Origin of the sequence: Mycolicibacterium sp. 624 (genome assembly GCF_040548615.1) — a bacterium.
In the GTDB taxonomy this organism is placed as follows: domain Bacteria; phylum Actinomycetota; class Actinomycetes; order Mycobacteriales; family Mycobacteriaceae; genus Mycobacterium.
The window spans coordinates 35507-58280 of sequence record NZ_JBEPRZ010000008.1 but is presented as its reverse complement, the minus strand read 5'-3'; the positions used below and the strand labels follow the sequence as shown (position 1 = coordinate 58280).

The 22774-nt window shown below is 63.4% G+C and carries 21 protein-coding genes and 1 riboswitch; of the genes, 15 read left to right on the top strand and 6 right to left on the bottom strand.

Features of this window, described 5'->3' with window-relative positions:
- Positions 1 to 22: 22 nt before the first annotated feature.
- The 7 genes from ABIA65_RS27000 (at position 23) to ABIA65_RS26970 (ending at position 6951) form a co-directional block, all read left to right on the top strand.
- Positions 23 to 907 carry an ABC transporter substrate-binding protein gene (locus ABIA65_RS27000; RefSeq protein WP_241405625.1) on the top strand — a complete coding sequence of 295 codons (885 nt, stop codon included), beginning with the start codon at positions 23 to 25 and terminating at the stop codon, positions 905 to 907.
- Between the two features lie 7 nt (positions 908 to 914).
- On the top strand, positions 915 to 1835 hold the full coding sequence (locus tag ABIA65_RS26995) for an amino acid ABC transporter permease (protein ID WP_241404941.1): 921 nt from the start codon (positions 915 to 917) through the stop codon (positions 1833 to 1835).
- Between the two features lie 14 nt (positions 1836 to 1849).
- Entirely contained in the window at positions 1850 to 2602 is a 753-nt protein-coding gene (locus ABIA65_RS26990) for an amino acid ABC transporter ATP-binding protein (protein ID WP_241405626.1), read from the top strand.
- Between the two features lie 11 nt (positions 2603 to 2613).
- Positions 2614 to 3780: a MacS family sensor histidine kinase gene (macS, locus tag ABIA65_RS26985; RefSeq protein WP_354525474.1), complete on the top strand. Its 1167-nt coding sequence runs from the start codon at positions 2614 to 2616 to the stop codon at positions 3778 to 3780.
- Positions 3767 to 4423 (top strand): response regulator, encoded by a 657-nt coding sequence (locus tag ABIA65_RS26980; RefSeq protein WP_241404943.1) that lies wholly within the window; start codon positions 3767 to 3769, stop codon positions 4421 to 4423. Before macS ends, ABIA65_RS26980 begins: the two co-directional genes overlap by 14 nt.
- Positions 4424 to 4480: 57 nt before the next feature.
- The gene (locus ABIA65_RS26975) at positions 4481 to 6364 is read left to right on the top strand and encodes a DUF2339 domain-containing protein (protein WP_354525473.1); all 1884 of its coding nucleotides are present in this window, start codon (positions 4481 to 4483) and stop codon (positions 6362 to 6364) included.
- A gap of 95 nt (positions 6365 to 6459) precedes the next feature.
- Positions 6460 to 6951: a Dps family protein gene (locus tag ABIA65_RS26970; RefSeq protein WP_354525472.1), complete on the top strand. Its 492-nt coding sequence runs from the start codon at positions 6460 to 6462 to the stop codon at positions 6949 to 6951.
- Here the strand turns inward: ABIA65_RS26970 and ABIA65_RS26965 are convergent.
- Positions 6948 to 8237 carry an adenylate/guanylate cyclase domain-containing protein gene (locus tag ABIA65_RS26965; RefSeq protein ID WP_371747038.1) on the bottom strand — a complete coding sequence of 430 codons (1290 nt, stop codon included), beginning with the start codon at positions 8235 to 8237 and terminating at the stop codon, positions 6948 to 6950. The two genes, ABIA65_RS26970 and ABIA65_RS26965, sit on opposite strands and share 4 nt — an antisense overlap.
- Before the next feature lie 1017 nt (positions 8238 to 9254).
- Here ABIA65_RS26965 and ABIA65_RS26960 point away from each other — a divergent pair.
- On the top strand, positions 9255 to 11339 hold the full coding sequence (locus ABIA65_RS26960; RefSeq protein WP_354525471.1) for a cellulase family glycosylhydrolase: 2085 nt from the start codon (positions 9255 to 9257) through the stop codon (positions 11337 to 11339).
- A gap of 417 nt (positions 11340 to 11756) precedes the next feature.
- On the opposite strand, the gene ABIA65_RS26955 is transcribed toward ABIA65_RS26960, so the two are convergent.
- The gene (locus ABIA65_RS26955) at positions 11757 to 12248 is read right to left on the bottom strand and encodes a hypothetical protein (RefSeq protein WP_354525470.1); all 492 of its coding nucleotides are present in this window, start codon (positions 12246 to 12248) and stop codon (positions 11757 to 11759) included.
- 37 nt (positions 12249 to 12285) lie between these two features.
- On the opposite strand from ABIA65_RS26955, the gene ABIA65_RS26950 reads away from it, so the two are divergent.
- Positions 12286 to 12423 (top strand): hypothetical protein, encoded by a 138-nt coding sequence (locus ABIA65_RS26950; protein WP_354525469.1) that lies wholly within the window; start codon positions 12286 to 12288, stop codon positions 12421 to 12423.
- A 64-nt stretch (positions 12424 to 12487) separates the two neighbouring features.
- Here ABIA65_RS26950 and ABIA65_RS26945 read toward each other — a convergent pair whose 3' ends face one another.
- Positions 12488 to 12679, bottom strand: a complete 192-nt coding sequence (locus ABIA65_RS26945) for a DUF732 domain-containing protein (protein ID WP_354525467.1) — start codon at positions 12677 to 12679, stop codon at positions 12488 to 12490.
- Positions 12680 to 13570: 891 nt separating this feature from the next.
- A riboswitch (SAM riboswitch) is annotated at positions 13571 to 13681 on the top strand.
- Positions 13682 to 13803: 122 nt separating this feature from the next.
- Between ABIA65_RS26945 and ABIA65_RS26940 the strand changes: the two genes are divergently transcribed.
- Entirely contained in the window at positions 13804 to 14058 is a 255-nt protein-coding gene (locus tag ABIA65_RS26940) for a hypothetical protein (RefSeq protein ID WP_354525466.1), read from the top strand.
- Between the two features lie 232 nt (positions 14059 to 14290).
- Positions 14291 to 14566 carry a hypothetical protein gene (locus ABIA65_RS26935; RefSeq protein WP_354525465.1) on the top strand — a complete coding sequence of 92 codons (276 nt, stop codon included), beginning with the start codon at positions 14291 to 14293 and terminating at the stop codon, positions 14564 to 14566.
- Between the two features lie 30 nt (positions 14567 to 14596).
- Here ABIA65_RS26935 and ABIA65_RS26930 read toward each other — a convergent pair whose 3' ends face one another.
- Positions 14597 to 15124, bottom strand: coding sequence for a hypothetical protein (locus ABIA65_RS26930; protein ID WP_354525464.1), 528 nt, complete (start codon positions 15122 to 15124; stop codon positions 14597 to 14599).
- Positions 15125 to 15195: 71 nt separating this feature from the next.
- The gene (locus ABIA65_RS26925) at positions 15196 to 15453 is read right to left on the bottom strand and encodes a hypothetical protein (protein WP_354525462.1); all 258 of its coding nucleotides are present in this window, start codon (positions 15451 to 15453) and stop codon (positions 15196 to 15198) included.
- A gap of 127 nt (positions 15454 to 15580) precedes the next feature.
- On the opposite strand from ABIA65_RS26925, the gene ABIA65_RS26920 reads away from it, so the two are divergent.
- The 4 genes from ABIA65_RS26920 (at position 15581) to ABIA65_RS26905 (ending at position 21185) form a co-directional block, all read left to right on the top strand.
- Positions 15581 to 16189 (top strand): hypothetical protein, encoded by a 609-nt coding sequence (locus ABIA65_RS26920; RefSeq protein ID WP_354525461.1) that lies wholly within the window; start codon positions 15581 to 15583, stop codon positions 16187 to 16189.
- Positions 16190 to 16314: 125 nt separating this feature from the next.
- Positions 16315 to 17214 carry a hypothetical protein gene (locus ABIA65_RS26915; protein WP_354525459.1) on the top strand — a complete coding sequence of 300 codons (900 nt, stop codon included), beginning with the start codon at positions 16315 to 16317 and terminating at the stop codon, positions 17212 to 17214.
- Between the two features lie 421 nt (positions 17215 to 17635).
- Entirely contained in the window at positions 17636 to 20470 is a 2835-nt protein-coding gene (locus ABIA65_RS26910) for a DUF4365 domain-containing protein (protein WP_354525457.1), read from the top strand.
- Positions 20471 to 20588: 118 nt separating this feature from the next.
- Positions 20589 to 21185, top strand: a complete 597-nt coding sequence (locus ABIA65_RS26905) for a recombinase family protein (protein ID WP_354525456.1) — start codon at positions 20589 to 20591, stop codon at positions 21183 to 21185.
- 97 nt (positions 21186 to 21282) lie between these two features.
- Here ABIA65_RS26905 and ABIA65_RS26900 read toward each other — a convergent pair whose 3' ends face one another.
- Positions 21283 to 22635 carry a hypothetical protein gene (locus ABIA65_RS26900; protein WP_354525455.1) on the bottom strand — a complete coding sequence of 451 codons (1353 nt, stop codon included), beginning with the start codon at positions 22633 to 22635 and terminating at the stop codon, positions 21283 to 21285.
- Positions 22636 to 22774: the final 139 nt, after the last annotated feature.

The following is a 22774-nucleotide window of genomic DNA, read 5'->3' as shown; positions in this document are numbered from 1 at the left end:
GCAACTCGTGTCAGCTCCGAAGATGTGGCGCATCGCCGCGGTGTTTGCCGCGGCCGGCGCTCTGGCCCTATCAGGGTGTGCGAGCAACACCGAAAGCAGCGGTCCGTCGACCAGCACCACCGCAGCGTCCGCCGCGAAGGTCGACGAAATCGCCAACACCGTCCCGGAGGACATCAAGTCCTCCGGCAAGCTGATCGTCGGCGTGAACCTGCCGTACGCGCCCAACGAGTTCAAGGACGCCAGCGGCAAGATCGTCGGCTTCGACGTGGACCTGATGAACGCGATCGCCGCCACCCTGGGGCTCACCCCGGAGTACCGCGAGTCCGACTTCGCCAAGATCATCCCGTCGATCCAGGGCGACACGTACAACGTCGGCATGTCCTCGTTCACCGACACCAAGGAGCGCGAGCAGTCGGTGGATTTCGTCACCTACTTCTCCGCCGGCATTCAGTGGGCGCAGCGGCCGGACTCGCCGGTAGATCCGAACAACGCGTGCGGCAAGAAGGTTTCCGTGCAGGCGACGACTACCGAAGAGGTCGATGAGTTGCCGGCCAAGAGCAAGGCCTGCACCGATGCCGGCAAGCCGGCGATCGACATCTTGAAGTTCGACGGCCAGGACGCCGCGGCCAATGCGGTGGTGCTCGGCCAGGCCGACGCGATGTCGGCCGACTCGCCGGTGACGGCCTACGCCATCAAGCAGAGCGACGGCAAGCTCGAGGCCGCGGGCGAGATCTTCGATTCCGCACCGTACGGCTGGCCGGTGAAGAAGGGTTCACCGTTGGCGCAGTCGCTGCAGCAGGCGCTGGAGCACCTGATCGAAACGGGTGATTACAAGACCATCGCCGCGAACTGGGGCCTCGAGAGCGGCATGATCGACAAGCCCGTCATCAACGGCGCGACCAGCTGATCGACGGATGAGAGTCGACGCCGCGTCGCCGCCCGAGAGTCCCACCCGGATCGACGCCGTGCCATTACGGCATCCGTGGCGGTGGGTGGCGGCCGGTGTCGTCCTTATTCTGGTCGCGCTCTTCCTGTGGGGCGCGGCCACCAACGGCGCCTATGGCTGGGCGGTGTACCGCAAGTACCTGTTCGACCAGCGGGTGTCCGAGGCGGCCTGGAACACCCTGCAGCTGACCGTCTTCGCGATGGTTTTGGCGATCGTCCTCGGCGTGATCCTGGCCGTGATGCGGCTGTCGCCCAATCCGGTGTTCCGGGCCGTGGCGTGGGTGTACCTGTGGATCTTCCGTGGCACGCCGGTGTACGTCCAGCTGGTGTTCTGGGGTCTGTTTCCGACGATCTACCAGAACATCCAGCTCGGTGTTCCGTTTGGGCCCACCTTCTTTCACATCAACCTGCAGGGCCTGTCGATCGCGTTCGTTCTCGCGGTGGTCGGTCTGGGGCTGAACGAGGCGGCCTACATGGCCGAGATCATCCGGGCGGGAATCAGTTCGGTGCCCGAGGGGCAGACGGAGGCCTCCACCGCGTTGGGCATGTCGTGGTGGATGACGATGCGGCGCACCGTGCTTCCGCAGGCGATGCGTGTCATCATCCCGCCCACCGGAAACGAGGTCATCAGCATGCTGAAGACCACGTCACTGGTCACCGCGGTGCCCTACACCCTCGAGCTCTACACGCGGACCCGTGACATCTCCGCCGTGATATTTCAACCGATCCCGCTGCTGATGGTGGCCGCAACCTGGTACCTGGCGATCACCAGCGTCCTGATGGTCGGTCAGTTCTATCTGGAGCGCTACTTCTCGCGCGGCGCCTCCCGCAAGCTCACCGCCAAGCAACTCGAGGCGCTGGCCAAGGCGCAGTTGGGAGAGAAGCTGTGACGGCCACGGCGCCCATGGTGCGTGCGCAGGAGGTCTGCAAGAACTTCGGCGCGCTGCAGGTTCTGAAGGGTGTGACGCTGGAGGTCGAGCGGGGCCAGGTGTTGGTTCTGGTCGGGCCCTCCGGATCGGGCAAGTCGACATTCCTGCGCTGCATCAACCACCTCGAACAGGTGAACGCCGGCCGGCTGTACGTCGACGGTGATCTGATCGGGTACCGCGAGCGTGGCGACAAGCTGCATGAGATGCCCACCCGCGATGCGGCCAGGCAGCGCCGCGACATCGGGATGGTCTTCCAGCACTTCAACCTCTTCCCGCACCGCACCGCACTGCAGAACATCATCGAGGCGCCACTGCACGTGAAGGGTGTGAAGAAGTCGGAGGCCATCGCGCGCGGTAAGGATCTGCTCGAACAGGTGGGGATGGCGGAGAAGGCAACCGCCTATCCGGCGCAACTGTCGGGCGGACAGCAGCAACGCGTCGCGATCGCGCGGGCGCTGGCGATGGATCCCAAGCTGATGCTGTTCGACGAGCCGACCTCGGCACTTGATCCCGAACTCGTGGGAGAGGTGCTGGGTGTGATGAAGAAGCTCGCGGGCGAGGGCATGACGATGATCGTGGTCACTCACGAGATGGGGTTCGCCCGAGAGGTCGCCGACCAGTTGGTGTTCATGGACGCCGGGGTGATCGTGGAACGTGGCAAGCCACGGGACGTGTTGAGCAATCCCCAACACGACCGGACGAAGGCCTTCCTGTCCAAGGTGATGTAGGAGCTGAGCGCGTGGGCGGTGAATACTCTCAGCGCACGCCGGCGTCTCCCGATCCCGTCACGCCACTGTGGCGTGCGGCGCAGATCTTCCGACTGCTGAGCTGTATCTACGCGCTCGTGTTCCAGATCGCGATCACCGATGATCTCGACCGTCCTGCGATCGCGTGGGGACTCTTCGGGGTGCTGATCGCGTGGAGTGCGGTGTGCGGATTGGCCTATCTGCAGGGTTTCGGACGGCGCCCGTCGTGGGTCGTCGCCGAACTCGTTGTGGTCGTCGCGTTGATGCTGTCGACGGAACTCGTGGCCTCCGATCGCTGGATCCAGGACAACCAGTCGTGGCCGACGACGTTGTGGGCCACCAACGCAACGATCTCGGCGGCCATCCTGCTCGGCCCGGTGGTGGGCATGGGAACGGGGCTGGTGGTGACCGCGGCGAGCGCGGTGCTCAAGGGATACCTGAGCCTGAACGTGGGTCGCAATGCCACCGTGGTCATCGAGCTGGCGGTCGGCCTCGCGATCGGGATGGCAGCGCTCACCGCACGCCGCGCGCACGCCGACCTCGAGCAGGCGGCACGGCTGGCGGCCTCGCTGGAGGAGCGTGAGCGGCTGTCTCGGGAGGTTCACGACGGTGCGATCCAGGTGCTCGCACTGGTGGCTCGGCGTGGCCGTGAGATCGGTGGTGCCACTGCGGAGTTGGCGGAACTGGCCGGTGAGCAGGAGCGGTCGTTACGGCGGTGGGTGAGTGCGAGTGGACCCCGCGTCAGGCCAGGGGTGGAGACGGATCTGGTGCCGATGCTTCGTAGCCGGGAATCGGATCGTGTCTCGACCAGCCTGCCCGGCACACCTGTCATGCTGGACTCGGCGGTCGCCGCCGAGGTGGAGGCCGCGGTGGACAATGCGTTGGACAACGTGGCCGCGCACGCCGGTCCGGGTGCGCACGCGTTCGTGCTTCTGGAGGACCTGGGCGACGAGGTGGTGATCAGCATTCGCGATGACGGCGTGGGGATTGCGCCGGGACGGCTCGAAGAGGCTGTGGAGGAGGGCCGCGCCGGCGTGTCGAAATCGATTGTGGGGCGGATTGAGTGGCTGGGTGGCGATACGCGCTTGGTGACTGGCCCCAGTGCCGGCACCGAGTGGGAACTGACCGTGCCGCGGGGGAGTGCTGATGGCCGACGGTGACGGTGCATTCACGGTAATGGTGGTCGACGACCACCCAATCTGGCGTGATGCGGTGGCCCGCGACCTCGAGGACGAGGGTTTCGACGTCGTCGCCACCGCCGATGGTGTCGGCGCGGCGCGACGACGGGCGGCGGCGGTCAAACCAGACGTGGTCGTGATGGACATGCGCCTGTCGGACGGGACTGGCGCGCAGGCGACCGCCGAGGTGTTGGCCGTGTCGGCGTCCACGCGTGTGCTGGTGCTTTCGGCGTCCGATGAGCGCGATGACGTCCTCGAGGCTGTGAAGGCCGGTGCCACCGGATATTTGGTCAAGAGTGCGTCCAAGGACGAACTCGCCGCGGCGGTCCGGGCCACGGGTGAGGGCCGCGCGGTTTTCACGCCGGGCCTGGCAGGACTGGTGCTGGGCGAGTACCGGCGGATGGCACGAAGCCCGGGCGAGGAGCCCGCGCCGACGCTTACCGAGCGCGAGACCGAGATCCTGCGCCATGTGGCAAAGGGGTTGACGGCCAAGCAGATCGGTGAGCGACTCTCCTTGAGTCATCGCACGGTGGAGAATCACGTGCAGGCGACGCTGCGCAAATTGCAACTGGCCAACCGCGTCGAGCTGGCGAGATACGCGATCGAGCATGGGCTCGATGAATGACCACATTCGGGTAGTAATACTCATCCGCCGGTGACCACCTGCTGACACGATGACGGCATGACCGAACCGGATCAGGCCATCATCGGCCGGCTTTCTGCGGACTTCGCCGTGATGGCGAGTTATATGGCGCGCGCCTCCGCCGACCTCCGCGAGCTGTCGCGCATCGTCGCCGAGCGGCCGAATGCCGTCGTGGCGCCCGTTGCTCCGGTCCCGCAGGCTCCCGCCGCGCAGACTCCAGTCCCGCAGGCTCCGGTCGCGCAGGCTCCCGCCGCGCAGGTCCCCGGGTACGGCCCGCAGTACCAGTGGCCGAACCCGGCCTGGGGGCCTGCGCCCGTCCCCGCCGCGCCTATGCCCGCACCCGCATCTGCGCCCGCCGCCGGACCCGCAAGGAAGCCGGGGTCGGAAGGCTGGATCAGCAAGGCCCTCGCCGTCGCGGGTGTCGCGGTGACGTTGGTCGGCGTGGTCCTGCTTGTCGTGCTCGCCGCGCAGGCCGGCATCCTCGCCCCCGGCATCCGAGTCGGGGCAGGCGCGGCGCTCTCCGTGGCCCTGGTGGGTATCGGCTGGCGTCTGAATCGACGACCCGGCGGACGGGTGGGCGCGATCGCGTTGGCGGCCACCGGTATTGCCGCGGCCTACATCGACGTCATCGCGGTGACCACCATCTACGGCTGGGTGCCCGCGGCGGCGGGCTTGGCACTCGCCGCGGTCGTCGCCGCAGCAGGACTCACCCTCGCCCGCCGATGGGACTCCGAGCATCTCGGGTTACTGGTCCTGGTGCCGCTCATCGGTCTCGCTCCGGCGGTGGCAGGCGGAATCACGTTGCTCGTGGTCGGTTTCATGCTGGCCCTGTCCGCCGCATCACTTCCCGTGCAACTGGGCCGGGATTGGATCGGACTGCATGCGGCTCGCATCGCGGCAGCCACCCTCCCGCTCCTGATCGCGCTGGTGTCGGTGAGTTCCGATGCCACTGAGGTGGCGTGGCTGGCCGGCGCCTGCGGTATCGCGACCATCCTGGCCCTCGTCGGTGCGCTTCTCCTGCTGCCGCACAGCCGCCATCCCATCGGTATGGCGCTATTGACCGCGGCGGGAACGCTTCCGGTACTGGCTCTTTCGCTCGCTGCCGATCGCGTGACCTCCGCCGTGATGGCGGCGGCACTGTCCGCCGCGATGCTCGGCATCGTCGTCGTCGGTGATCGACTGCCGGCCGTGACAGGCGCGGTCCGCCAGGTCTGGGGCGCGCTGGCTGCGGTCGCGGCGCTCATCGCCGTGACGGTGGCCTTCGACGGGCCGGTCGCCGCGCCCGTGCTGTTGGCCATGGCGGTCGTCGTAGCTGTGGTGGGCCGCCGCAGCGCCGCGGCACGGTGGTCGGCCATGGGGTTCGCCGCGATCGGCACTCTCTACTACCTCGACAACGCGTCGATCGCCACGCTGTTCACCGCGACCGCGCTGGACGCGCCGATCGCGGTGTCGACGCTCGTCTCCAGCATCCTGTTGGCAGCGTGTGCCGCGGTGGTCACGTGGTCATGGACGGCCCGTGGTGGCCTCGACGACGACGTCGTCCGCATCCTATGGGCCGGGGCCGCCGTCGCGGCGCTGTATGCCGTCACGATGTTCACCGTCACCGCCGGGGTGTTGCTCGGCGGCGAGGAGTACGGCTTCTTCGCCGGCCACGTCGCGGCGACGATCTGCTGGATCGGCGTCGCGGCGGCGGTCCTGTGGTACGCGATCAGGCTGCCGCGGGCCGAGCGCTCGTTGCCTGTCGGTGGCGGCATGGCCCTGGTCGCGGCGGCCGTGGCCAAGCTCTTCCTGTTCGACCTCGGCACGCTCGACGGAATCTTCCGCGTCATAGTGTTCATCGTCGTCGGTCTAGTGCTGCTCGGCATGGGAGCGGGCTACGCCCGCCTGCTGGCCCAGCAGGATCAGCAGGACCAAGCGGTGTGAGGGCGCTCACCGTGTGAACGTGAATGATCTTGTGTCCCTCCGTCGTTGAACCGGTTGAAGCCGTTGAACCCAGTGGACAACGGACGGAGAACGACATGACTGACAACCTGCGCCGCGCCGATGCCGATATCGCGGGCTTCCAGGCCTCGCCGACGTTGAGCTCCAACCTCCAGCGGGTGCTGGTGGACTTGATCGAACTGCACTTGCAGGGCAAGCAGGCGCACTGGAACGTGGTCGGAAGCAACTTCCGCGACCTTCACCTGCAACTTGACGAGCTGGTGGACTTCGCGCGCACCGGCAGTGACACCATCGCCGAGCGGCTGCGTGCACTCGACGCGATTCCGGACGGTCGTTCGGACACCGTTGCGGCCACGACGTCGCTACCCGGATTCCCGGAGTATGAGGTGAGCACCACCGAGGCGGTGGATCTGGTGACGTCGCGGGTGAACGCCGCGGTGGACACGCTGCGTGCCGTGCACGACGAGGTCGACGCCGAGGATCCGAGCACTGCGGACATCCTTCACCAGCTGATCGACGGTCTGGAGAAGCTCGCGTGGCTGCTTAAGTCGGAGAACCGCAAGATCTAGCCCTGACGTCGACCGGTCAGGTACCAGGTGTGCATCACGCCCTTGCCCTTGACGTCGACGTCGCCGCGCTCATCGAACGTGAAGTGTTCGCGTAGTCGCTCGTAGACGTCCTGAGGCACCTGTATCCGGCCCTCGACGTCGGTGGACTCCATGCGGGACGCCACGTTGACCGCGTCACCCCACACGTCGTAGAAGAACTTGCGCGCGCCGACGACACCGGCCACGACCGGCCCGGCGGCGAGACCGATGCGCAGCGGGACGGCGCGGCCCTGCGCGTCGGTCAGGCCGGACACCGTATCCGCCATGTCCAGCGCGAGCCGGGCCAGCGCAGCGAGGTGGTCGGGACGCTCCACGGGCACGCCACTGACCACCATGTAGGAGTCGCCGCTGGTCTTGACCTTCTCCAACCCGTGGCGGTCGACCAGTGCGTCGAACTCGGTGTAGAGATCGTCGAGGAAGCGGACGAGTTCGGTGGGACTGATATCGCTGGCCAGCTTTGTGTAGCCCGCGATATCGGCGAAGAGGATCGCCGCGTCCTGGTATTTGTCGGCGATGACGTCGCGGCCTGGCTGCTTCAGGCGCTCGGCGATGGTGACCGGCAGGATGTTGGCCAGCAGCGACTCGGAGCGCTGATACTCGATTTCCATCGCGCGCTGGGCGCGACTGATCTCTCGCAGCGCGTACCAGACCGTGGCTATGACGAGCACCCATGCCGCCACGGTGTTGAGCACGAAGCCAGTGCGGAACGCCCAGTCGGGCTGGGTTCCGGTGTTGCGCGGCACCTGTAGCTCCAGGATCACCACGGTGACCGCACCGAGGATTGCGAACCCGAGAGCCAGCGCGATGTGGTCCACCCCGAGGATCAGGATGACGATGGCCGCCGCGCCCACGTAATAGAAGTTCAGGCCGATCCCGGTGCCGATGTAGATCGACGACAGGGTGATCGATGTGTAGGCGACAACGATGAACACGACCGGCGGGACAAGCCGACCGAACCGGTACAGCTTGGGTATCAGCAGGAAGACCACCGTGGTGGCGAGGTTGGAGTAGGCGAGCCACAACCCCTCGCGTGAGACGAAGAACTGCTGGATGCCGAACACCAGGGTGATGACCGCCGCGATCCGCGTCGTCACGGCCAACACGCGCACCTCGCGGGCGGCGCTCTCGGCCTGGTGTCCGGTGCGTCCCCCCTCGGACCATCCGAACTCCGGGGAGGACACGCACGCCGGACGCCGCCGCGTCGGCGGCGTCCCATGTGGAGGCTCGCCAGCGTCCGTGATCGCCACTTCATGAGCGTAGCTCTCGGGGTAAACAGCGATTGCTAAATCTATTGGCAGTCCGATAAATGTCTGCTGCCTCCTGGAGCCCCGATCGCGGGTACCTAACGTGACTTATTGGCTGTAGCCATTCGGAGCTGATGTGTCGTAATGCGGGACGTCCGCATGCGGGGACGCATTGTGCCGGCACAACCCTATTGAAGTGCATGTTTGCCATACGTCACGGTCGGCTGACCGGCGCGGGCGCTATGCGTCTGGCCGAAGGTGCGATTTTGCCAATTCTGCACGACCGGGTCTGTTTTCCGCCGTGGAGGCACGTGGTCGACGGGCGGTCAGCAAATGCGGAACGGGAGTTCCGATCAATAGCTGTGCACGTTTGCTGTCCATTGAGTAAATTCAGGCGACCGCTTGGCGGCGATGATCGAATCTCACAGCACTGCATTGAGGAGCAACCGAGGTGACCGACCCGCGAAGGCCAGGCAGTCCTCTTCCGCAGAGACCGTTGGCCCCGTACCGCATCAGCCGGGAATTGGATTCGGGTTCGGACGAGTAGATCACCGCACGACACACCGGACCGCGGCGGGGGCCGCGGCTCCTCAAGAGGTCCGCAGTTGCGATGCAATGCGTTTGCTGCTGACCGATTGGTCGATTTCGAGGGGCGCTGTCGGGAGGAACTGGAACGCGTGCCAGCCCCAACCATTTCGGTGTCCTCAATTGCTGAAGCGACACGTTCCTGATCGGTTTTCCGGGGATGATCGCGGCCGGTGCGGCATTATGGGGTTTGAACTGTTGTTATGGCGATGGCATCGGATGTCTCGCCGGTCGCGGCGTGGTAGCTGAGTACCGTTGAAACTTCGCCACCATCGACCATTCACGGTGCGTTGAGCGGCGTGCTGAACATGGTCAAATCAAACCTTTTCCCTGTTTTGTTATTGATTAGACATATTTGCTGACAGAGCGGTAAATTCTGCGTACCGATCGACGACGGTGACGGTATTCAACAGTGCGAAACAGGGAGAAGTCTCAATGGCCAAGATGAGGGGGCGACTGCTCCGTCAGATCGCGACTCGCGGAGTGATCGCCGTATTGCCCGTGGCGATGGTGACCGCGTACGCCAGCGGTCTGTTCATCGAGCCGCCCAGACTCGTCGAGGCCGAGTATCAGACTGTCGCGGAGATCACGACGACACCGAACACGATCGGCGTTGCCACCTCGCCGCTCTATGGGCAGACCAAGGCGGAGATCGAGAAGCAACTCGACGACCTGCTCTCGATCGGCGTCACGACCATCCGCGTGTTCGTGCCGTGGGGTTTGGTCGAACCACTTGACAATGTCTACAACTGGTCGCATATCGACGACATCATGAGCGCCGCCGCGGCACGCAACATGGGCGTGATGGCCCAGGTGAATGCGACGCCAATCTGGGGCGGGGCCAATGGGCCCGGTTTCCCGATCGGTTCGGGAGCGCCCAACGTGGCTGCCTTCACCGACTTCATGGGAGTGCTCGCCACCAGGTACGGACCCACCGTCTCCGCGTACGAGATCTGGAACGAGCCGAACTACTACCAGTTCTTCAACCCGATCAGTCCCGAGGCCTACACCGAGCTGCTCAAGTCGGTGTACCCGGTCCTCAAGGCGTTGGACCCCACGGCAACCGTCGTTGCCGGCGCTGTTGGCGCCACCCAGACGTTCCCCGGACTCACGATGAGCCCGGTCGAGTTCGTGCAGCGGATGCTCGCCGCGGGGGCCTCGGACTTCTTCGACGCGCTGTCGGTCCATCCCTACGGTGACCAGATCCCGTTCTCGGGCTCGTGCCCCAGTTGCCCGCCGGGCATCCTGACGCCGCGTCAGCAGGTCGAGGCGATCATGGGAATGCTCGCGGGCAAGAAGGTGTGGATCACCGAGTACGGGCTCCCGACCGCGCCTGGCGGATTCACCGAAGCCCAGCAGGCCGCCTGGATCAAGGATCTCCTCGATACCTGGCAGACCTACGATCCCGCCCTGGTTGGGCCGATCTTCCTCTACACGATCCGTGACGCGCTCAACCCGCAGGACCCGGCCAGCTTGGAGAACTTCTACGGGCTCTGGAATGCGCTCGGCGTGGAGAAGGCCTCGGTCGACATGCTGCGGGACTGGATCATCGCGCATCCCCAGATTCCGGGACCGGGAAATCCCGGGACGGGGACGCCACCGAACCCGGTGGCTCAGATCATCGCCGCGATTCAGCAGGCCGTTCAAGCCGTCGTTCAAACGGTCGTGTCGGTGGTGCGAACCGTCGTCGAGACGGCCGTGAACTTGGTCCGGACGGTCATCCAGGCCGTGGTCAACACCGTCACCAGCCTGGTCGGAATCCTGCAGCCACCTGCGGCGGCAGCCACCACGTTGGTGAGCGATGTCGAGGCTCCGGACGCGGCCATGCGAACGGCGTCGCTCGTAGCCGAGTTCGAGGCCGCGGCGTCCAAGGTCGCGGTCGACGGCGAAGTAGTTGAGGGTGCTGTCACCGAGGGTGCGGAGGTCGTCCCCACCGATGAACTCACGCCCGCAGTCGAACTGGTAACCGAGGCGGTCGAGCCAGTGGTGGTCGAGCCAGTGGTGGTTGAGCCGGTCATCGTGGAGCCCGTTCTGGTCGAGCCGGTCGTGGTCGAGCCCGTGGTCGTCGATCCGGTTGTGGAGGCACCGGCGGAGACGCCGACTGAGGTCGAGGCATCGCCGGAGCCGGCAGCCGAGGCGTCGCCGGCCCCGTCGGAGTCGACACCGGCTGAATCGGATGACGACAGCGCGGCCAAGCCGTCGCCCGACTCGTCCAGCGACCCGGCTACGAAGCCGGCTGACTCGACCAAGCCGGACGCTGCCAAGCCGGACGCTGCCAAGCCGGACGCTGCCAAGCCGGACGCCACCAAGCCGTCGAAGAAGTCCGAGGACTCGACACCGGCGTCGACGAAGTCCGGGTCGGCCAGCGGGGCGAAGGCCGATGACAAGCCGGCCAGGTCAACCGACAAGGGCAGCGCCAAGCGGGAGACCGTGTCCGTGACTGTCGGGGCAGGCAAGTCCTCGGGCACCGCATCTGCGGGCTCGTCCGGGGACGCGTCCTCCGGTGGCTCGGACGACTGACTGAGGGGTAGGTACCGCCGCGATTCCCGACACGATTGGGGGTCGCGGCGGTACTGCGTGATGGGTGTCCGCTCATCGTCCGAATGGGGAAAGGCCTAGGCGGCAGCGTCATTCAGAGAATGCGTGGTGTCGTCGATGGGGTTTTGAACTGCCCCAGCCAGGCGGAAATGTCGGCCTGATCTGTCGATGCGTGGTGCCCTCGGTGAGATTCGAACTCACACTGTACGGGTTTTGAAATGGTCCATAGAGCGCTGTCCTGGCGTTTTGGGTCTTGATGGGTCTTGATGGCTTTTGATCATTCGGCGTGTTGACCTGGCCGATGCGTTGCACAGTTTGATGGCTTTTGATGCCCTTGTCTAGCTTCTGCGGGCTGTGTGCGGGCTGGCGGTGCGGTCGACGTGCCCACCCGTGTGCAGTTCAGCCCTGGTTTTGACTGGGCACATGTGGCGCGATCGGTGGCACCTCGGTCCAGGTCATCGGCACGGCGTCGGGCAGATCCGGGGTCCAGGTGATCTGTATCTCCCCGCCTCGGTCGCCGTGTGCCTGCATGACGGAAAACAGGCGTGCCTGGCCCGCCGCGATGTTCACCGGGCCGTCGCCATCGTCCTCGGAACGGCGAAACCGAACCTTGAAGTACGAACCAGTCAGCTTCACGTCTTGGGCGTCGATCGTGCCGACGTTGCGCAGCGTGTAATTGCGCATGGATGCGTTGGTCCGGGCCTCAATGCGCCAGCCGTGGTGTCGTCCCTTCTCAACAACCTCGGCGAGATCGGCGGTACGTGTCGCTGCGTCAGCTGACTGGACCGACGCGTTGGCAGATCGACGCGCGCAGACCACCGACCACACCGCGACGCCTGCCGACGCGATCGCAACGAGAAGCGCACACACGGACACACCCCAGTCACCCATGAGCGCACCATAGCCGTGCGGCCCGACGGTGGGACTTGTGTTCTGGTCGCCGAGCTTCTCGAACACTGAGGCACACCAGACCGGCCTCGGCGAGGAGACAGACGTGTCCCTGTTGGCGTGGTTCGTGGCCGGTGCTCTGGTGTGGGGTGCGCTGACGTATGTCGTGCCGCCATAACCGGCGCAGAGGTCCAGTCCAGGGCTTTGGTCAGAGGAGCCGGGGCCCCAACTTGGTGCTACTGCTACAGATTCGGGCAAAGCCACATCTTTGCGGTGCTCACCACGTAGCTGGCATCGTCGACTTTGAGGTTGTGCTGCTTGGCGAGTGTGGCCGCTAGGACGTCGTTGGAGTAGCCCGTGTTGCCTGCCACCTTGCAGATGCCATGGCCGAGTTGAAGCATGATGTCCTTGTTCGTGGCAGCCTTTGGAAACACCAGGAGGACATCCTGCAGGTAGCCCTGCTCGCCGGTCGGCCCCCCCCGTACGTGTCGCCGTTGCCGTTCTTACCCGCATCGAAGGGACCACCGCCCATGCATGCCTGCGTGCCTGCATCGGTATTCCAGTCGCAGCCTGGCGGCAGGGCGGCTGCCGACGGGGCCAGGACCACAAGGGAAGTCGCGAGAGCGCCAGCAACGGCTAGCAGGGTGCAGCGAAGGCTGACTGTCATGGGTAGTAACTCCGGTACGACTGGTAGATGCCGTTGTATTGGGGGCAGTAGTTGGCGATGGCGTAGCCGATGCCCTGTTGCAGTTGCCCGTAGTTCAGATTGGCTTTCGTCATCCACACCGACACCATGGCAGTGTCGCCACGGATGGCGCGTCTGGTTGGGCAGTATGCTCGTCGACATATGAATTGACGCGCTTTTCGACTTCACGCCAGCGGTTGCACTCGCGGGTGGGGCGACAGGCAACATGTTGGTTCGGCACGCGGCAGTCACGCACCGAATCGGCCATTGAAACGATCGGCCTGCCAAGGCATTCGGCGGTCACGAAGTCTGGCAAGACCGAAACGGTCGCCGCGTAGCGCGCACGCGGTGCCGGAGATCCTTCGTGCTCAGGAGGATGTTCCACTTCGGCCTATAGAGGAAGCCAAATTGTTGATGCGTCGGTACGTCGCCAGCCCTTCGGACCCAGCACTTCCGTCACCGTCGAGCCCGCTGACTAGGGATAATGCGGGATCGGTTTCGCGTCAGAAGTACCGCGTCAATTGTCATTAACCGACGTACCCCTGCATCCCAGTACGGTGCCTTTGGCGGGATCTACCACGAAAGCACTGCGGGCCGATGCCGGAATGCCTGGCACTCGGTCTCTGTTGTCGTAACCGAGCTTCACGAGATGCCGCATTCAGCTCCGGCTTACGGCACGCCAACCCGACGCTCGCGGTGGCCCGGATGACGAAGCGGCCCGGCTTCAACCGATTTCGAGTAAGTGCGCCGCTCTCACCGGGGAAGGCCGACTTCAAGGAGTAACCAGGGATGGACTACCTCACCGAGTCGGTGCACACCGGCACGATCGAGGTCGTCGATCACGATGAGGACGCCGAGGATGAGTGAGCCAATATGCCGTTCAGTGAGCAGGAACGCCGATTACGTGCCGAGTTGGCAGGTGAGTTGGGCTTCTACCCGGCGACTCTCGACCCCGCCGACATCGAGCGTCACCGCCGATTGAACGCCGCGTTGGATGCCGCACCGACGATGGAGCGGATCGCGGCCAAGTACGCGCATCTGCGCGAGGAGCGTCGGCGGGCCGAGATCGAACAGCGTGGACAGCGGCAGATTGCCGACTTGTACGAGGACGGTCTACCGCGCGGATAACATCCAGCTGCTTGCCCGTTTTCGCGCTCGCGACCTCGTATACCTGACTGGATAAGGAGCTGCGTCGAATAGAGCTGAGGTTTGACACCTGGGTCGGGCCACGGAGCGGCGAGACCGGCCACGTTAGGTCAATCCTCCGACAGTCTTCTGGTCAAGCATCGACCAGCAGACCACTCAGGACGCACTACGCGGCAAGAAGCGCCTGCGCCGAACATCGTGGCAAGCTCGATGAATGGCGAGCTTCCCGAACGACACCGCTGAGAACGTCCGCACCGTCACGAACGTCATGGCCTCCTTCGTCGTCGGTGACGACGACAAGAGGTCATGGGCCTCGGTCGAACGCATCATGGCCGAGCCACACGGCGTATACCGCTTACTGCAAGGCTTTATCGCCCTCACCGGCCTGCTCCTCCAGGAGATGGAATTCAGGGTGGACCCGCCGGTAAGCCCCGAAGCGATGCTTCAGAAGATCGTTGACGAGACCTACCAGTATCCAGACGAGGGCTGAAGTTTCGCGTGAGATCGCTCGTCTCACCGACTAGGCGGGATCTGGTTCGATAGTGATCTCTTCTGCGCTGAGGATCACTGCGGCAGCCTCTTGCACCCGCTGCCGGATCGACTTGTCCAGTGCTCGTTTCTCGACCTCATTGAGCGTCTGGCGGTCCAAGTTGCTGCCCGGCGTTGCCGACTCCAGCTTTGCCAGCAGGTTGTTGTTGATCGCCATCAGCACCGCGACATCTGACTCCATTAAGCTCGCCTCGGCGTGCTTCTTGCGGGCCTCGCAGAACTTCGTCCAGAGTGACAGCACCGTTCGGAAAGTGCCGTACATCGTCGGCACACTTCCCGTGATCCCCGCGCCCCAGATCAGGATGTCGATGGGCGAACCGAAGCTGACGCGGCCAACCCGGAGCGACTCGACGAGGTACTGGCACGAGACCAGCACGTTCGGCGATACCAGGCTTCCCCGCGAGAACTGGCCCTTACCTTTGGGATCAACCTCGCTCACGAGAGCACCGACGAACATCAAGCTCTCGATCATCGGGAACAGATAGCCGAAGTCGTTCAACCCCGGCGACTGCTCCGGCGATCTCAGCCTGATTCGGACGCTGACGACATCGGTCCCGACGGACGTGTTAGTCATGGCTGCTTGAGCCTCTGGCCGATGATCCTGAGTTGCTCATCGACAGTGCCCATCGCGTCGATCAATTCCAGGTGAGAAGCCAGCATTTGCGCGACCAGTTCGTGCAGCCGCTGCAACCCCTCTTCTGGCGTCTGAGACTTCGTCTCAGCCTCGACATGCCGCTTGAGGTAGTCCACGAACGTCACGCAGTTGGTCAGCGCCTCGGGAACTTTGACGGTGCGTAGCACCTCAGCTAGGTGTTGGTCGACGGCCATCGCGCTTCTCCTTCTGTTGGGTGGACACACCGAAGGTAGGAGATGGACGGCGTCGATCCTGGGATATTCGCCGTTACTCGCCGTCGCAGTCTCGGAGAACGAGTAGCGTCCCGGCTAAGTTAGCCGAGTGAATCTCGTGCAGTGGCTCCCGCTCGTCGGCGGTCTCGGAATCGGGTCTGTGATCGGCAACTACATCGGTGGAGGCCGGGCACGCCGTGAAGTACGCGGTGCAGTGCTCAAGGCCATTGAGGCGACCGAGTTGACCAGATGGGCACCGACCATCTACCGAGAGTTCCGCACCGCATACCGCGAGGTGGAGACCACCGCACTCATCGCTCGTATCCCCAGAGCAGCCGTCCGTCATTACCTGGTCCTCGCCGAAGCAGGACGACAACTCAGCGACGAGTCCTGGGAGGAGCGCGGCGGTGACGAGGACTTCGGCGCTGGTGGTATCGATGGGTACTTTGCCGACGTCATTCAAGAGGCAGCCGAGATGATCACTCGGCTCGCTTGGCGTCCGTGGTTGACCAGACTGACGCTGGCCAAGGACTTGAAGAGCTTGCGAGACCAGGCCCAGAGGTTCGCAGCCGAAGAGAGCGTCATCAAGTCGGCACTCGCGAAAGGTCAACGCACCCATGGCCTACTGCCGGGTCCGCTGGGCGAGATCCCAGGGATCAAGCTGGAACCACCGCAGTTCCCTGAGGCGCACCTCAACGAACTGCCCGACGCAACCTGACCAGGCCCCACGGACGATGACCCGTTCACGGTGAATCCTCGCCGTGGTGTCAGCGCTTTCGGTTTGGCGGCAACTACCGGCTGTGCTACCTCGGGAAAACTGGTGTCGACAGCTACCTTTACGTCGTGGACGGCACCAACCTCCCCATCGACCCACGCGGAGTCTTACTGATCTCCCCGGACTCAGCGAGTCTGAACAGCTTGAGAATGACCCCCGTGGCCGTCTTGTCGGTCGACGATCATGTGCGGTACCGGGAGGCGTACCGCCGCGTCTTCAACATCATTCTCGGCGGAACACTCGCCTACTTCGAAGTATCCGCTGAGGCATTGCACGCCAAGGTGGCAGAAGCAAACCAAGCCTTCGCCGAACGCCGGTTTCAGCCGCAGACACACCCCGAGGAAGCTGTGCGCCTAGTCTCTGAAATCCGCGCCGCCGTCCTGTCTCTGGCATCCGCTGTCTATTTCCACCAGGAGCAGACGTACCAACTCGCGAGCGATCTTCATGCCAACGACGAGACCGTTCTCGCCTCGATCAAGAAGGTGTTCAAGGACGTTTTCGACACTAACCGGAGCTACCGCCTTCTCTATAGCCTTCGGAACGTGATGACTCACTACACGATGGAGGCCGTGACGGTGTCTGGGCGCGCACTTCAGGTCGCTGACGACCGCATAGAGGCGCGCTTCAACTTGAGAATTGATCGTGGAGTAGCCGCTCGGTCGAAGAAGATCAACAAGGTCGTGAAGGCTGAGCTCGAGCAGATGCAGGACGATCCCGACGTCCTTGAGTTGCTCGACGAGCTTCACTCGCCGCTGTATCGCGCGGATCAGCGCGCAGCCGCACTCCTTTACCCGGATATGCGTCAAACCTGCGAGACCATCGTGGAGTTCGATAATTTCTTCAAGGGTGCGCCGGGGATTCGGGCGCTGGTAAGTGACTGGAATCCCGGCGTGCGAGGGCAGCGAGCGTCGTGGACCGCGTGGGCACCGCAAGTGTTCGCGTTCGCTTATCGCCAGTTGACTCCGTAGCAGTCGGAAGCATCTGGGCACGCCAGTCTTGGTAATCCGTGGGACCAGTGCAGCTGTCTCGAAAACGACGAGTTCCGAGCGTCTCGAAAGACTTTCGCACAACTTGGTGGGTATCACGCGAAAGTACACACCACACCCCCCATATGCGCCTCCCTAACTGCGGACGGCGCGGGCCGGCCCTGCAGGCGAACAGGCACGGTTACGGGAAGTCGTCGAGAACGACGATAGCTGCGGCTACCATTCGCTAATGCCGTCGCGGATGGGTCCGAACGCAACTAATCCGATCGACTGGTCAGCACCGGTGCGGACAGTCCAGATCGTGTCTCTGGCTTCCCCACCGCAAGCCCGCTCGGTCGCCCCAGCATCGTTCGCGGGAACATAACGTGACCGATGTGTGCCTAGCGACAGAAGGAATCTCAGGATGAGAGCAAGCCAGTCAGGCTTGACGGGCGCGGAAGGGCAAGCTGCCGTCGAGCAGCAGTTCACACGAATCCGCTGGGGTGTCGCCCGTAATCCGATGGAGCATGACCTCGGAACCGATCTGTGGTTGCAGTCACGCGATCCGCGTCGATTCGACATGGGTGCGCTAGTTGGCGCACAAGTGAAGTCCGGTGACTCCTGGTTTAGATCTCCAGAACGTGATGACGCGGGGAAGGTGATCGGGTGGTGGTTTGCCGACAGCGATGGCGCTCACCTCAAGCACTGGAAGGACCACAACGTGCCACACATTCTTGTGTTGCACGATCTCAAGACCAGCACGTCGTACTGGGTGCCCATCACGTCCGACCGCATCGTATCGACTGGTAAGGGATCAAAGATCCTCGTTCCCGCCTCCAATACGATTGATGAAGACCACCTCAATGACTTGCTGGAGGTGGCCACGGGGCATCGCAAACCGGCACAGTGGGAAGGAAGCGCCTTTGAGGGCGGAGAGCCAATCCTGCGACCCGATCGTCTCCGGCATGCCCTGCTTACCCCACGCTTGATTGCACCGCACCCAAATCTAGCCGTCGACAGCTACCAGCCAGATGAGGCAATCGCGCTCCTGGTCAAAATGCGCCTTCGCGAACTTCGACCATCGAAGTCGCCCTACTGGGAAACGAAAGCCCCTGATCTAGAGGGATGCCGAGCCTCAAAGGATTGGGAATGGAGGTTCTACGCTGCTCTGTACAGCTTCCTCGTCGAGGGGGGCGACCTCGGAGCTATCCGTGAGTTGATCGATGCAGACGACGCACTCCCACACCAGCAAGCCGCCGCCGCCGCCGTCGTCGCGGCGCTCCTGGTCGAAATGAACCGCCCCAGTGATGCTTTGGAGGTCCTTGATCGACTCATTGAGGCCGACGCGTGCGAACCAACAGATCACGCGTGGCTGATGCTCCATCGTGCGCGATGCATGGCCGAATTGGGTGATCTAGAGCAGGCCCTGGAATCGGCTGTAGAGGTCCAGTCTCTGCGCACCATCGCTCCCCATGACCCAACCGCGATGGCAATAGTCGGAGCCGCCGCTGATTTGATCTTCGGCATCAGTTCCCAGGCGTCGCGCAACGTTGCAGACGCAGTCACAGGGCGCGACACCTTGGCAGCTTGGTGGCGCACCCAAGAGGTTGCTTGGGCGCTGCAGGAGAAGGCACGTGAGGATTTCAAGAACTGGGCAGAAGACAAGACCATCAGATGGGGGAAATCTGACCAGACGTGGCTCCATCTTCGAGCGGCGACGTTGATCTCTGGCTTTACCGCCGACCACACCGCGTGGAGGGCCGCGACTTCGATGCTCGCTCAGCGGGTCATCACCACGGCCACCGAAAACACCGACGCAGTGGTGTCGGCGCTGACGCAGATGCTCCATTGCGGTGACAACGAAGCCATCAAGTTGTCACTCGGCCGCCTCCTTCGAGCCGGACCAGTACAGGCGGTCCAACAAGCGGCTAGCGCAATCATCCTCGATGACGCGACGCGGACGTCGCTGCTTGCCGGCATCACGGCGATCACCAAGGCAGCTGACGTTCTCTTACCCGAGCATGCAGTACGCCACGCACAATGGGCCATCGAGGTGCTTAATGACCCCGCAGTCCTAGCAGACCGCCTTGCGCCAACTTTCTCGATACCCGACATCGTGCTCGACATGCTCGCAGCCTTGGTTCCAGTCCTATCGACCAGCGACCTCCGAGTCGTGGTTGATCACCTGGTTACCTTGCCCGCCCAAGAAGACCAGGCCATAGCCCACGGCTATGCCAAGGTAGTCAGAGCGGTACCGGTTGCCGAATGGTCGGATGCGAACAAGGAGCGGTTGGCACGACGCACGTCCGACAACTTCGAACTAAGCGAACAAATAGAAGTGGTTCTCGCTGCGTCCGACGAAACGCGCAGAAGAGGTCTGGAAGAGCAGATCGCACAGGGAGACTTGGCGGCACTACAAGCCTTCGGAGATGTTTGCGACCTTAACGCCGATACTGTCACCGCTCTCGTCGAGAGCCTGAACCAGAGCATCGAGACCGAGGTCGCTGAACTGCAACGGGGGCAAGGTGCTGTAAGACGGACCAGTTTCGGTGGAACGCTCATCGTCGTCAACTGCTGGCACCCCGAACAAGCGAGTTGGGACCAGATAGTCAATTTGCTTAGCCAATCGGCTACCTACACTCGGCATCTGGTTAGGCCACTAGAGAATCTCCGTCGACTGGGCGACGCAGTGCCAAGCGATGTTTCAGATCGGCTCGCACCAATCCTCCGGCAGATTATGGCCAGGACGACACAACCAGCGGATGCGTTCTTTGGAAGTCCTGATGCACGCGGTGACGCGGCTGCCGCGTTGGAAGCGATACAACCCTCGTCAATAACTGAGACCGAGTTGTGGAATCTGATGAACGGGACCACGAACCAGCGCGTTGGAGCGGCGTTAATCGTGGCAAGCAGAAGACGACCAGAGAATCTGAATGTTCTTGCCGCGATTGCTCGCGACCCTGACCCGTGGGTGCGCGCAGTAGTGGCTAACCAAGTCGCGGACTGGATTTGCGACGGCGTTGCCACGGATTCCGCCAGTGCCCTGCTGGAGCGCATTCTTGCCGAGGACCGTGGCACAGTTGTCGCCCGAATGGTTGCCGCACGTCTGGATGGGGCGGCACGAACAACCGCGACTGACCAGATCGCGGCGCAGCTTGAGGATCATCCGTCGGCAGAAGTTCGGTCTGAGGTAGCAGCCCATAGGTCCAAGCCAATGGTTCCAACGGCCCAGCCGAATAAGCAGGGGCATGTCTCGTAACAGACCACATCTGCGACACCACCACCACCGCTGAGTCTGGCGAGCAGACACCCAAGTCGAGGTGTCTCGAAAGTTGGTCTCAGAAATATATGTCTCGATAGTGGCGTTGGGACTATTTATGAGTCACCGCGACGCATCGTCCGCACCCACCGGCACCCGGATCGGCTACACCAGGGTCAGCACTGTCACCCAGACTTTGGATCAGCAGAACGAGGCTCTTGCGGCTGCTGGTGTGACCAAAGTGTTCTCGGATGTGATGTCTGGGGCCCGCGACGATCGGCCTGGCCTCGCCGAGTTGCTGGCCTACGTACGCGACGGTGACACTGTCGTGGTCTGGAAGCTCGACCGGCTGGGTCGCAACATGTTCCACATCCTGCAGATGGTCAAGGACCTGACCGACCGTGGCGTCACCCTGGTTTCGGTCACCGACGGCATCGATTCGTCGACCTCAGCTGGTCGCATGATGATCGGCGTCCTGGGGTCGCTGGCAGAGTACGAAAGCGAGCTGATCAAGGAGCGCACCGCGCTGAAGCGGGCCGCATCTCGCGCCAACGGGACCAAGTTCGGACGGCCCCGCAAGGTTGACGACGCCGAGCACATCGCCACTGCCAAGCGGATGAAGGACGATGGACACACCACCAAGGACATCACCAAGTACCTCGGGGTGAGTCGGGCGACGCTATATCGCTACCTTGCCGACGTCGATGCGGCTTAGCGCGTCACGACGGCGTCGGAACACGCCCGCCCGGTGGGCGCAATTAATGGGTAACGGCGTCGCCCGTCGGGGAGTGAACGCCGGGCTTGCCGCATGCCTACGGGTTTCGCTCATACTGGTCTGCGAAAGATAGGACTCTCGGATCGAGTTGGGACAACGACGGCGTGTGATAGCGCCGCGTGAAGCCTGGCCCGGTCTGAAGTGCGTACAGCCCGCGCCGCCCGTTGAATCGCTTGATCAGCTCACGGACCGTCGCAGTATCTTCGGCCACCTCGGCGGCGGGGAACATGACCGCGTCGATCTCGTCTTGTAGCGGACCAAATGCGGGCATGAGGTCTTTGATCATGTCGAGCACGCTCGGGTTCTCGGTCATGGCTTCGAGTTCAGTCCGTTTGTAGGCCTTCTTCATCACGCCGGATGACTTCGACATCCAGTAGCGACTCATCCCGAGTTCGATTGTCGGGTCGCCGTGCAGCCTGGCGGTCATCGCCACTGTGAAGGCGTCCATATTGACGTGCAGCATTACGTGGCGAAGCTCGATGAGCCAGCGATATGCGAACGAGTCGGAGTAGATGTCGTTGAACAGCTTCTTGACTGCGAGGTGCTCGTCTGAGCCGTCACCAAATTTGTGCTTGACCTGGTAGAGGGTCTGCTCCTGATGGCTGTGCAGCGCACTAGTTAAGGCGATCAACGCCGACCGGATACGTCGGATTCGTTTGTGTGCCTCCTCCATGTTCGACAATGAAAACGTCTGGTCCTGGATCTCACGGAGGACGCTGCACACAACGTCGATGAACGAGTCGCTCATGTCGGAGACATAGCTGAATAGGTTCTGGTCGAGCTGCCGCTTCAGCCGGTCGTACGCTTCGGCGTATCGGTTGTGCTCGTCCTCGGCGAACTCACATACCTGCGTGAAGATGATGTCCGCCTCAACGGTTGGGTCCTGATAGCCGAGGATCGCACCGTACGGGTGCGCACGTGCGTACTCGTCGTCAGCTTCGTCTTCGGCAATCCGGTTAGCTGCAGCATCTTGGGCCTGTCTGAATGTGGCCTTTACCGCATCGACGCGGGCAGCGATGGCCTCGGCGGTCGGAGCCTCATTGTCCAGCCACGACTGCGCATCGTTGCGCACGCCCTGCAAAGCCCCGAGTAGTGATGCTTGTGCGGCGTCACGCGTGACCCGCTCGTCGAGGGCCGCCGCCATCATCACCTGTGCGAAGGTCTTCGCGACCTCTAGCAGGATAAGTGCGGCGGCACTGTTCGGCTTGGGAGGTCGCTCGGTCAGTGCCTGCTGCCACAGATCGCCGGCGGCTTCGCAGAAGTCGATGGCCTTTTGGCCAGGCAGAGCCGGGAGGTCGGCCATGTACTTGTCGAGCCACTCAATCCAACGTGTGAGGTCGTTTTCGGCCTCTACGTCGGCTGTGCCGCTATCGACCTTGTCGTCCGCCATTCAGCCTCCGGCATCGTCGCTTGCCCGGCGCCGTGACGGGCACCCAAGATCTTGGCAGACGGGTGCGACGGTCTCCGTCAATTTTGTCGGCGGCCCGCTCGGACAACGGAGTTGGGCTATTTGGCGCTTAGGTATACCA